Below are 12,222 nucleotides of genomic sequence, written 5' to 3'. Positions count from 1 at the left end.
TGTGTCAGAGCAAACGACTTACGAATTCTATGTTGCCGCTCAAGGCGATGTGCTTGATCAGTATATTAGTTCGCGCTGCCGTAACACTTTTATCATGGGACCTATTGGCTCAGGTAAAACGTATGGCTCAGCGATGCGCGTATTCAATCAGATGTGCGAGCAAAAGCCTAATGCGTTTGGTATTCGCAAAACCCGCTTCATTGCGGTACGTAACACTTACCCAGATTTAAAAGGCACCACAATTAAAGATTGGTGCGACTTGTACCACAACGATAATTGTCAGCTTGGAAAGTTTAATCAGGACTTCCCGCCAACACATTACCTGGACTTTGATTTAGATGATGGCACCAGGGTCAAGGCTGAACTGGTGTTCCTGGCACTTGATAGGCCTGATGCAGTTAGAAAACTCAGGGGTTTACAGGCAACAGGATTTTGGCTTAATGAAGTAAAAGAGCTAGCAAAGCCGGTTGTCGATATGTGTGATGGTCGCCATGGGCGTTACCCGTCTGCTATTGATGGCGGCGCTAGTTGGCATGGAATGATTGGTGATACTAACGCACCAGACGATGATCACTGGTATTACGCACTAGCCGAGGAAACTCACCCGAAAGATTGGCTGTTCTTACGTCAACCTGGCGGCGTGATTGATTACCAGATCACAATAAAGGATCAGATAGTCACCAAGTGGAAACCTAACCCGAACGCTGAAAACCTAGTTAACTTACCTGATGGTTATTACATCAAGCAGGTTCAGGGTAAAGGTGATGATTGGATCAAGGTCAACCTAGCCAATCAATATGGCTCAGTGTCAACGGGCATGGCGATATACCAAGGGCAATGGAACGATGTTTTACACACTACATCGCTGCGCTTACTGCCAATAAAGAAACACGGCAAGTTATTAATGGGGTTCGACTTCGGGCGAACACCGGCTTGCATCATTGGTCAGCTCACTCCACAAGGTCAATTGCGAGTCATTCGAGAGTTTATCAGTGAGAATATGGGTATCCGCTCATTCATGGATGATCTAATGCCTATTCTACGCCGTGACTATCCGACATTCTCAAAATCAGAGTATGAAGCTTACTGCGATCCGTCCGGTATCGCTAAATCAGGCAATGACGAAAACAGCCCGATTGAAATTCTTAATATGGAATACGGCATTAACGCCTACGGTACAACGAGCAACAAGCCCGATAACCGATGGGAGGCTGTGCGTTTCTTCTTAAAAAGCAAAATAGACAACGTGTGTGCATTCATTCTCGGTAATGAGTGCAAGACATTGCGCAAAGGTTTTAACGGTGGCTATCAATTGCGCCGTATTCAAGTTGCCGGTGATGCCAGGTTCACCACTGCAGCAAACAAGAACAAGTTCAGTCACCCACACGATGGGCTTCAATACTTAGCGCAGGGCGCGCAAGGTGAGATTGATTACGAATCAACTGAAAAGATTAGACAAACCGCACAGCAAACCGCCGCTGCAGATTCAACTACAGGATATTAATTAGCATGTCAGATACCGCAAAATCTAAAGACTACGGGCATGAATACGATCCCAAGTCAGATCTCGATGTGCTGGCGATGGAGCTTGAACAAAAGTTAGCCGAGAACATTTATCAACGTGGCAATATCGATACCCGCATGGTTGAAGATTTGCGTAACTATCATGGCCAGTATGACCCTGACACGCTTAAAGCCATGGAGGGTAAAGCTAAGACATTCATTAAATTAACTCGCGCTAAAACAAATGCGGGTGAAGCTCAGTTAGTTGATCTGCTCTTTCCAAATGACGATAAGAACTGGGGTATTAAAGCAACACCAATGCCACAGCTTGTCGATATGCTGGATGATAAAGACACGGCATTTAGCGTGGGTGATACGCAGTACCAGGATGAGCAAGGTAACGTGATCACTAACTCAGATGTTGCTGAGCGTAAACAAGAGATCATCAATAAAGCCTGCGACAAGATGGAAAAGACTATCGAGGACCAGTTAGTTGAAACCAAGTACAACGCTAAGTGCCGTGAAGTTATTCACGATGCTGCAGTAATTGGTACCGGCATTATCAAAGGTCCGGTTGTTTTGGGTAAAACTGATAGGGCTTACGTGCAAGATAAAGAGTCTGGCGAGTTCATCACCGTTATTAAGCAATTATTTACGCCTGGTTGTGAAGTGGTGCGCCCTTGGGACTTTTACCCTGATATGTCGGCGTCCAGTATTGAAGAAGCTGAGTTCGTATTCGAGCGCCGCTATTTAAGCAAGAAGCAAGTGCGCGGCTTAGCGAATAAAAAAGGTTTTAAGAAAGAACAGATCAACAAAGTGTTGGCCATGACCAGTAATCAAACGCAGCACAGAAGCACGTATATGGATGATGTGCGCATTCTGGCTGGTTTGTCTGACACGCTAAACGATACACGTTATGAAACGTGGGAATATCACGGGCCAATAGCGGAAAGGGTATTGGCTGAATTAGGGATCATTGATGAGCTAGACCCAAGTGATGACGATTATGTTGATGAACATGAAGCCGTTGTATTTTATTGCGGCGGCATAGTGCTTGGTGCGCGGCTAACGCTGATGGACTACACACAAGATATGCCTTATCGCGTTTACAACTGGGAGCTAGATGATTCTAGCATATTCGGTTATGGCATACCGCGAATGGTGCGTGACGAACAGGCGATTATCAATACTACTTGGCGCATGATTTTAGACAATGGCGCGCTTACTTCTGGTCCTCAAATTGGGGTCAACAAAAAGCTTGTCGAACCTCAAGATGGTAAGTGGGATCTTAGGCCAGGAAAGTTTTGGAACGTAGCCGGTACAACACAAGATATTAAGCAAGCGTTCACCACGTTTGAGTTTAACAGTCACATCGATGAGCTAAGCGCTATCTATAACACGGCTCGAGTGTTGTTTGATGAAGTATCCGGTGTGCCAATGCTGCAGCAAGGCGAGCAAGGCCAATCAACTCAAACGCTTGGCGGTATGTCAATGCTGATGAATGCTGCCAATACAGTGCGCCGCAATCAAGTCAAGCAGTGGGACGACTTTATAACAGAGCCGATGATTAGCGATTTCTATCACTTCAATATGATGAAGTCTGACGACAACGAGATCAAAGGTGATTATCAGGTTGATGCTCGTGGCACCTCGGCATTACTCATTAAAGAGCAAGTGGGTATGGCGCTAACTAACTTCCTTAGTATCGCGGGTAACTCGCCTATATTCGCCCCAGTGCTACAAATCAAATCAGTTCAGTTAATGCGTGAATGGGCTAAAACCCAACAACTACCAGCTTCTATTATCCCAACTGATGCAGAGCTCACAAAGTATCAAGCCGATATGGAAGCCAACAAAGGTAATGAGCCACAAGATCCCGCATTACAAATTGAGCAAATGCGCCAACAAGGTGTACAGCAAAAGAATGAATTTGATATGCAGATTGAACAGTTCAGAGCATCGATTAAACAGCAAGAATTACAGGCTAACAATCAAATCAAGATGCAACAGATTGGCGCTGATATGCAGAACAGTGAGCGACAAGAACGCATCGAAATAATGAAGCTTGCGCAAAACGACAAGATAAACAGTGAAAAATTACTGGTCGAAATCGAGAAGGTTAGACAAAAAGCATCGCTGGTGTGGGATAAGTTTGAAGCGGAAATGAACATTAAAGCGAAAGCTGGCATCACCGCAAACTATGGACTTGATTAATGTTTAACATCACGAGCGATAGCTGGAAAGCGATTCAGCGCAAGCTGATCAAGGACCGTCAGGACATTTTAGAACAATTGGCTACGCCAGCAAATGAAGCTGATACCGCATTACTGCGCGGCAAGATTGCGATGATAGATGAAATCCTACTGACATACCCAAGGGATTTACGCAAACCCGCAGACGAACCCGAATAAACAAACCGAATTTTTAACGAACCCACTCATTGCAGTGGGTTTTTTTATGACTGCAAGAGGCACTCAACAATGGAAAACCCTAGCAATGAAAATGCTGAGTCAGTTGATCAACATGATCATGACGATGAAGCAATCAACTTTTTTAACGAAATCAACAGCGACTCTAAAGACTCGAATGATGATGAAGTAAACGAGTTGGATCATGAGCAAGACGATGGCAATACCGATGACGATGAACCGCAAGAGCAAGAGCCAGCATCAAGCGCAGATGCAGACCCTTGGGCTAGCGCGCCTGAATCACTGCGTAATGACCATCTAAAGCTCAAACAACAGTACGAACAGCTTGAATCTAATCACCGTGCAAATTCTGGCCGTGTATCTGCGTTGACCAAAAAGCTCAACGAAGTGCAGAAAGGAATGCAGGTAAAAGAAGAGAGCCAAGGTACTGATGCGAACACTAACAGTGGAATGCCATCAGCAGACGACTTGAAAGGCAAATCATTTGCCGAAGTCGAAGAAGAATGGCCGGAGATTGCTCAGTACGTTCGCGACTCAGTTCAAAAAGCAACGAGTAGCTTTGATGAAAAGCTCACCCCGCTTAGAGAACTAGAACAACAAAAGGCCCAGGCAGAAGAACGCAGCTATATCGACTCGCAATTTCAGCGACTCGAAAGCGCCCATCCTGACTATGTGCAGATCGCTCAATCACCAAAGCTTGCTCAGTGGCTAAAAACACAACCTAGCTCAGTGCAAGAAATGGCTCGCAGCGATATGGCAGATGACAACATCGCCTTGCTTACGTTGTTCAAAGTCCAAAACCCTAGCGCGCCAGCGCCAAAGGCTAAGGGCAAAAACTCATTATCAGACTACGCAGAAATCCCGCGCAAAGGCGCAGGGAAAGCCTCAGCCGATCCTGATGATGTTGATCCTATCGCATATTTTAATCAAATCAACAGTAAATAAAGGGGTCCATTATGTCTAATGGCTATGGCGATATTACATCGCGTCTTGGCGCACACGCTGAGACAAAAATGCTTGAACACGCTGAACCAATCTTGGTTCTAAACAAACTTGGCGATCACAAGCCAATGCCTAAAAACAAAGGTGAAACTATTAAGTTTCGCCGTCCGGTACCATTAGCTGCAGCGTTAACGCCGTTGACTGAGGGCGTTCGCCCTGCAGCGACTAACTTCCGCTATGTTGATGTTAATGCGACATTGCAGCAGCACGGCGCATGGATGGAGTTAACCGATAAGGTTGCCGACTTGCATGAAGATCCTGTGGGATCTGATATGGCAATGATGGCAGGCGAGCAAGCGGCTGAAACCATTGAGTTAGTGACTCATGGCAAGCTGATTGCGGGTACTAACGTTATCTACGCTAACGGTACGGCTCGTAACCAGGTTAATACGCCGCTTAATATTCGCATGCAGCGTTTAGCGGTGCGTTCACTAATGGGCCAACGCGCTAAGCGCATTACTTCGGTATTGTCTGGTAGCACTATGGTAGGCACTGCGCCTATTGAAGCGGCTTATGTTGCTGTTTGTCACACTGACATTGTATCGAGTATTCGTAAGATGCCCGATTTTGTGCCTGTGGCAAAGTACGGCAATCGTCAGCCAATCTGTGCAGAAGAAGTCGGCAGTGTTGAAGATGTACGCTACATCGCTTCACCATTGTTTAACTCATGGGTTAACGCCGGTGGCGCTCATGGTGGTACTGCGATTTCAACTGGCGGCACAAGCGCTGATATCTATCCGGTATTGTTCCTTGGTGCCAAAGCGTTTGGTGTTATTGCGCTTAAAGGCTCTAAAGATGCCGGCGGTGCAATTAAGCCAATGGTGCGTCAGCCTGGTTCGCCATCGTTCGGTGATGAGTTAGGTCAGTCTGGCTCTGTTGCATGGAAAACATGGTACACCGCTAAGATCTTAAACGATGCTTGGATGGTGCGCGGTGAAGTTGCTGCGTCTGTTGACCCAACTTAATCAGTAGAAAATGAATAAGGCTCCCAATTGTGGGGGCCTTTTTTTGGCTAAAAATTGGAGTTAACCATGGCTAAATACGATAAAAAAACCGCGACTAAAACATTAGTAGCTTTTGCAGCAGCAGAAATGGGCGTGGATTTAAGCGGCTTAGAACGTGCAGAAGTGATTGCTGCAATCGTTGCTTATGACCCGACATTATTTGACGACTCAATTAATGGTGGTGGTTCTGGCACTGAGCCCAATGCTGATGAACCAAGTGTAAACCTGCTAGGTGGTGGTTCTGGTACCGAACCGAAAGCCAAGCGCGAACCGATTGCTTACACCATTGAAATTGCTGAGCAAGATGAAGATGGCGATGAAGAAGATAACTTTGTTCAGGTTGGTTTGAACGGCGTAATGAATCAAGTCCGAAAGGGCGTTGAAGTCAAAGTAAGCCAAGGTATTTTCGATGTGTTAAACAACGCCATCGAGATCAACTACAAGTCAAAAACCGACCCGATTACAAAACTTAAAACGCTTGAAGAAAAGAAAACCAAACGCTGGCCTTTCAGTATCATCGAAAAGCATTACGCAGACGAAGCATAAGGTAGCTGGTTATGACGTTTCTAGAGTTGTGCATTCGCGTTCGTGAGCAATCAGGTGTATCTGGCAATGGCCCTGCAACTACGCTAAGTCAAACGGGTGTGTTGGCTAAATTAGTGTCGTGGGTGATTGATGCTGATATGGATATTCAAAGCCTTAAAGATGATTGGAAGTTCTTATGGCGCCAGAATGCCGCGACTCTAGTAACCGGCCAGCAGTCTTATACCTTTGTTGAGCTCGGTATTGCCGATGCTAATCAAGGTGCAATAGGCAGTGTCTTTATTGATAACCTACCTGCATTGATTATTGATTGGCGTGAATGGCTTGATGACTTTGATCAACGCTTGCCAGATCTCGGTCAGCCAACCGTGTTAAGTGTATCGCCTGATGGCAAGGTGTTTGTTTATCCTGTGCCTATCTATGATGTGGCAATTAAAACCAACTACTACGCTGAACCGGTGTCATTAAGTGCTGATGCTGATATTAGTGTTATCCCTGCTAAATTTCACGATTGCATTGTGCAAAAGGCGTTGATGTATTACGCCACGTTTGAAGAAGATATGCAGTTGTACCAAATGGCTAATGCGCGCTACGAGTCAAAGCTAACAGACTTGTGTAACGCCCAGCTACCGAGTATGTCAAAAAGTGGAGGTCGATATTAATGTCTTTCACTCCCGCTAATCTATCGCTACGTGGTGGCCTGAACTTAGCTGATGCTGATTCAGAGCTCGCGCCTGGCGAATGTAAGGAGCTAGTTAATTATGAGATCAATACTGTGGGTCGTTATCAGCGCGTTACTGGCTTTGAGCGATATGATGGGCGTGAATCGCCGTCATCTACGCGAGTGGTGGATTTACCAGGCTATCCATTTGCGACAGACGATGCAGCATTGGCGGCGCTCTATTTGGAAATTGAAGCCAGACGAACAGCTATATTGGAAGTGCCAGGAAGCGGGGCCGTCACTGGTGTTTTCTCATTTGCTGGTCAAGTGTTTGCCATGCGCAATACTGCAGATGGTACAGCTACCAAGCTGTATCGCAGTACGGTTACAGGGTGGAATGAGGTTACTACTCCGGCATTATCGCCAGGCGGTCAATTAGTTATCAAGCAAGCCAACTTTAGCGGTAGTGCTGCGGGACTTGAGCTTATTGGTGTGGATGGTAAAAATCCAGCTTTTCGATTTGATGGCACAACATACACGCAAATTACCGGACCTATTACACCGGACGCACCGACAAACCTAGAAGTGTTACCGTCACAGGTATTGCTTATCGCTTATCGTGGTGGCTCGTTTGTGTTTAGTAAGATTGGTGACCCTACTGTGTTTGATCCCGTTGAGGGCGGAGGCGAAATTGCTGTCGCTGATGAAATCACTGAAATGCAAATGCAGGCCGATAATACCTGCGTGATTGGTTGTCGCAATCGCACATACATGTTGTACGGCACAGGGAAAGAGGATTTTCAACTTAAAAGCTTGAGTACCAAAGTGGGTATGCGTAAACGTACCGGACAAGTATTAAGTGATTTTATATTTCTTGATGATAGAGGCCTTAGCTCATTAACTCGCGTTCAGCAGTTTGGTGACTTTGCTCAGTCAACAGTAAGCCAGAAAGTACAACCATTACTTGAACAGTACCTTGACCGCGATGTGTGCAGCGTAACGGTTAAGACTAAAAACCAATATCGATTATTTTTTAATGATGGGTATTCATTGTTCGGTACCTTTAACGCAGAGGGTATCCCTGAGTTCTCTACAATTAATTATGGCGTCCCTATTTCATGTGCATATTCAGCAGAAGATACAAGCGGCGTTGAGCATGTATATGTTGGTTCAGATAATGGGTTCGTATACCAACTAGACAAAGGATTTAGTTTTGACGGCCTAGAGTATGAAAGCTATTTGCTCACTGGCTTTATGAACTTTGGCAGTCCTGAGATTAAGAAGAAATGGCACAAGTTAGTTGTTGAATGTGACAGCGTAACCGAGGTTTTGCTCAGTGCCATTGCTTATTTAGATTACATGGATCCCGATATTCCCGAAGATGATTTGTTGATTGGTTCGGGTGACAAGTGGGATCTCGCCGATTGGGATGATGCGGTATGGGGCGGTAGCTCAATGAGTTGGGCTGATATGTATATCGCTGGTGTGTCGCGTAACATCGCATTATACCTAAGCAACACATCAGATCGCATGCCGCCGCACATTATCTCTAACCTGTATTTGCACTCTAAGCCTGTTAGCCGCAGACGATAAGGTAAAACCATGACAGCTTTGACTTACTGGCGTGATACCTCGCCATTTGTAATGCGCACTACTATTCGCGCCACACCGGTTAATACCAAGTTTGGCGCGCTATCGGCAAACCTACAACAAATCACCGCGCAGATAAACGGCTTTGTGGTCAAGCTGCCTGAAACCTTTATCGGTAATACGCAGATTGCAGCACAAAGTTACACGGACAAGCTTGTTTACATTAACAAAGCTGGCGATATGGACCTCATAGCCAGAGGCCAGTTAATTGGTGAAGCTAACACCGATGTTGAAATGGTTAACGAGCTAACCAATGCATTAACTGTTACTGGCGATAATCACAGCCAATTTTTCAGCATGGATTATGTTCTGCCAGCAAGTCCAACGGCAGCGCAAAGTAAAATTATTGTCACAGTAGGCAAAGCATTAAGGACCATTGACGGTGATTTAGTTAGCGTTCCTGGCACCATCATATTTTTCACCAACAACTCAGATGCAGAATTATGGCTAGCGCCAGATGAAGTGCAAGGCGTGACCATTGAGAGCCCAGGAACATTGCGCGCTTATGGTAAGCACTCAAGTCTAGCCTTACTAAGCCTAAGCGAAACCAAATGGTTGTTAATGGGCGATATGTATTTAAATGATGTAGTGGTCTAGTTATGGCCAAGCAGTCAGAAATATTACTCGGAATTATCTGCAGCGGGACAAGGCGAGAGGCAGTCTACTGGTTAAGTAAAGCGTTGGTGAGTGGGCTGTATGATAACAATGTTGTTGAAACGAGCTTTTCTCCGCTGTCTTTCCCAGCAATGACAAATGGATTGATAAAAGAAATCGTCAAGAATGCGGTTATTACTGAGAAGTCTGCGTCATTTTTTCCGTCATTAAATAGAGGATTGATAAGAAGCTACGTAGTCGAACAAGCTATTACTGAGTCGTCTGTATCTGCAATTCCAACTATGAGTAAAGGTTTGATAAGAAGCTACGTATTGCCAGTTGGCATAATTGATTTAGCATCTTCATCTTCACCAAAAATATCAAAAGGGCTTATCTCTGAGGTCGTTGTTCCTATTCAATCTTCCGATAACAAATCAACATCAAATTTACCAATGATTACAAAAGGTGGCATTTATGCTTCATAGTTCAAGCGCAAAAGGTAGCGGTCACTTTAAGGTGCAAGTCTTTGGCAGTGACGGCAACGAGCGACATTGCGAACAAGGAAATATGCTTTTAGATACCTGGCTAACCATGATGAATACTGCTGGTACGGTTAGGTATCAAAATATGGGTTGCCTGGTCGGTACGGGCACAGCAGTGGTTTTAGTAACCGACACAGTAATGGGTAACGCTACCAACATAAAGCATCAGCCGTCATCGAAAAATGATAAGGCAGGATATCTTGATGGTAATAATATCATTTATGAGCTAATTAATGTTTTCGAGTTCCCTTTAGGTGCTGTTGTTGGCAATATATCTGAGGTTGGCTTAACCAACATGGGGTCGTCATCTGACCTAAATCAAGAGATTATAGCTAGATCATTAATAAAAGATGTTAACGGCAATCCAACTACCATTTCAGTTGGCACTGACGATTTATTGGTTATTACTCATACAACAAAAATAACAGTGCCATTCAACACAGATGTTGTTAGTAATGTCGAATTTAGAAGTGGTCAAAATACGGTTGTTACTGGTAGGTTCGGGGATGGATATAACACCAAGTTCAGCGAGTTTTGCAGCGCAGCATATGCCTCGGCAGGATGGTTTCGCATGCGGTATGGGTCGGGTGTTATATTTGGAGAGGCAGGGGTTAATATTAGTGGCGGATCTTCTACTTCCAACGCTGTTAACACTACATTTACATATTTAACACTACCTAGCTGGGGTGGTGTTGAGATGAAAGCTTTAGTTCCAATAGGAACATGGAACTATTCTGATATTAGAGCAATTACCCTTCCGGCCGGCGCAACAAACGGGGCCGGATTTAAATGGCACTTCGAACCAGGCTTAAGCAAGATTATCACTGAAATAATGGAGCTTTACTTCGTTAGAAAGTTTGAGCGAGATCTAACATGATCCCCAATTCACCCACTTGGTCAGCATTAACGGATATTGGTAGTTACCCAGCTAATAACCTTGAGCGGCCTCAGCCCCCTGCACTAATCAGTGATGTTTCATTAGGGCCATTATTGATTAGTAGCAGTCAGAGCAAGCTTAATACGCGATATTGGTCAGTGTATCAAGTGGCTGGCGATGTGATGTTAACTGGTTCAGTCAATGGTCAGTGGGATACGCCTAGCGCACTATTTCAAGAAGCAGAGGCCATTAAAGATATTGGATTGACCTTTGATCAACTTGGGCGCGCTATGGTGTTTTATCGCACTGGCACTGATACGTTAAAGCTGTTCTGGTATGACCCAGTTCTTGGGTCGCAAACTATCGCCACGCTCACAACAGGCAGTAGTCTTGAGTCAGGCTTTGATATTATCAATAACACATCAGATCCAGACTCAGACGCCATGTTGTTTTACACTCGCGACAATGTGATTTGTATGCGCATTCAGCGTGACCGCTTTGCCATTGAACACCCTGAAAGTATTGATATTGGTGATGGTGTAACGTCAGTAACAGGGCTTGAGCTGGTCAGTAGTGGTATGCGTGTCGATAATCGTTTTCAAGTGGTTTACCGTTATATGGCAAGTGATTACACGCCTCCAACTCCTGATGCGCCAGTTATTGAACAACCTGAGTTAATTGATCCGTCTGATTACAATGCTGCACCTAATGGTTACTTTTGGGCTTATAAGTTAACTGGGTATGGAAGTGGAATTGATTTTAGGCATAATATTTGGTTCAACCCAAAAGAGAATGACCTTAAAGTCGATTTTTATATTGAACAAGTTGACCTAACCCAAAAAGAAATAGTCTTATTTAGCCAGTGCAACGCTACTCATAGTGTCTCACCAGGCTCAAGCCAAGGAAAGTATGGCGCTCAGCTATTGGTTACTGTGTCGGGTGATAATCACAATATACTAAACGTGATTGTCGGTGGTTACCTCAGTTCATTTCAGCTAAACCATAAACTACAAAAAGGTGGATGGACTTTTATTTTTAGGCAGACATTAGACAAACCACAATTGGCCGTTGGGTTCACGCCTCCAAAAAATCCAGCGACATACATGCAAACATTTTTTCATAATGTTGGAACAAGCCAAGAATCAAGTGCCAGTTTTGTGTTTGGGTGTGATGGAAGTGTTGCGCCTAAAAATAGTTTTCGTGGAATTATGATAAACATGAAAGTTGACAATAATAATGATAGTTCACTAGTTACATGTACCGGTATGGACAAGAGTGTTTCTATTGGTGAGTTATTGCCGGTGTATTCTGAATATACAGAAAATAATATAGTCCAAGCTTACCTTGCAAAAATAAAAGACTATCGTCCAGAAAACTGGATAACTATTCGTAGTAACATCTAAGATTGATTTATTCT

Annotated in this window: 12 protein-coding genes; all 12 read left to right on the top strand. The window is 44.6% G+C overall.

Annotation, left to right across the window (positions count from 1 at the left end):
* The first annotated feature begins 1 nt into the window (after position 1).
* The gene (locus AAEZ02_RS07760) at positions 2-1,504 is read left to right on the top strand and encodes a hypothetical protein (protein ID WP_351122578.1); all 1,503 of its coding nucleotides are present in this window, start codon (positions 2-4) and stop codon (positions 1,502-1,504) included.
* 5 nt (positions 1,505-1,509) lie between these two features.
* Positions 1,510-3,717 carry a portal protein gene (locus AAEZ02_RS07755; RefSeq protein ID WP_351122575.1) on the top strand — a complete coding sequence of 736 codons (2,208 nt, stop codon included), beginning with the start codon at positions 1,510-1,512 and terminating at the stop codon, positions 3,715-3,717.
* Positions 3,717-3,914, top strand: coding sequence for a hypothetical protein (locus AAEZ02_RS07750; protein WP_351122572.1), 198 nt, complete (start codon positions 3,717-3,719; stop codon positions 3,912-3,914). The genes AAEZ02_RS07755 and AAEZ02_RS07750 overlap by 1 nt, the downstream gene beginning before the upstream one ends.
* A gap of 69 nt (positions 3,915-3,983) precedes the next feature.
* A complete protein-coding gene (locus AAEZ02_RS07745) occupies positions 3,984-4,877 on the top strand; it encodes a hypothetical protein (protein ID WP_351122569.1) in 894 nt (297 codons plus the stop codon).
* Between the two features lie 11 nt (positions 4,878-4,888).
* Positions 4,889-5,899, top strand: coding sequence for a N4-gp56 family major capsid protein (locus AAEZ02_RS07740; protein WP_351122566.1), 1,011 nt, complete (start codon positions 4,889-4,891; stop codon positions 5,897-5,899).
* Positions 5,900-5,965: 66 nt separating this feature from the next.
* A complete protein-coding gene (locus AAEZ02_RS07735) occupies positions 5,966-6,484 on the top strand; it encodes a hypothetical protein (RefSeq protein WP_351122563.1) in 519 nt (172 codons plus the stop codon).
* Between the two features lie 11 nt (positions 6,485-6,495).
* Positions 6,496-7,143, top strand: coding sequence for a phage adaptor protein (locus tag AAEZ02_RS07730; RefSeq protein ID WP_351122560.1), 648 nt, complete (start codon positions 6,496-6,498; stop codon positions 7,141-7,143).
* Positions 7,143-8,735 carry a hypothetical protein gene (locus tag AAEZ02_RS07725; RefSeq protein ID WP_351122557.1) on the top strand — a complete coding sequence of 531 codons (1,593 nt, stop codon included), beginning with the start codon at positions 7,143-7,145 and terminating at the stop codon, positions 8,733-8,735. Before AAEZ02_RS07730 ends, AAEZ02_RS07725 begins: the two co-directional genes overlap by 1 nt.
* Positions 8,736-8,744: 9 nt before the next feature.
* Positions 8,745-9,389 (top strand): hypothetical protein, encoded by a 645-nt coding sequence (locus AAEZ02_RS07720; RefSeq protein ID WP_351122554.1) that lies wholly within the window; start codon positions 8,745-8,747, stop codon positions 9,387-9,389.
* A gap of 2 nt (positions 9,390-9,391) precedes the next feature.
* Positions 9,392-9,871 (top strand): hypothetical protein, encoded by a 480-nt coding sequence (locus AAEZ02_RS07715; RefSeq protein WP_351122551.1) that lies wholly within the window; start codon positions 9,392-9,394, stop codon positions 9,869-9,871.
* Positions 9,861-10,805, top strand: coding sequence for a hypothetical protein (locus AAEZ02_RS07710; RefSeq protein ID WP_351122548.1), 945 nt, complete (start codon positions 9,861-9,863; stop codon positions 10,803-10,805). The genes AAEZ02_RS07715 and AAEZ02_RS07710 overlap by 11 nt, the downstream gene beginning before the upstream one ends.
* Positions 10,802-12,208: a hypothetical protein gene (locus AAEZ02_RS07705; RefSeq protein WP_351122545.1), complete on the top strand. Its 1,407-nt coding sequence runs from the start codon at positions 10,802-10,804 to the stop codon at positions 12,206-12,208. The genes AAEZ02_RS07710 and AAEZ02_RS07705 overlap by 4 nt, the downstream gene beginning before the upstream one ends.
* The last annotated feature ends 14 nt before the right edge of the window (positions 12,209-12,222 follow it).

Origin of the sequence: Shewanella sp. T24-MNA-CIBAN-0130, from assembly GCF_040310185.1 — a bacterium.
In the GTDB taxonomy this organism is placed as follows: Bacteria; Pseudomonadota; Gammaproteobacteria; order Enterobacterales; family Shewanellaceae; genus Shewanella; species Shewanella psychromarinicola.
This window is presented reverse-complemented; position numbering and strand designations above follow the sequence as displayed.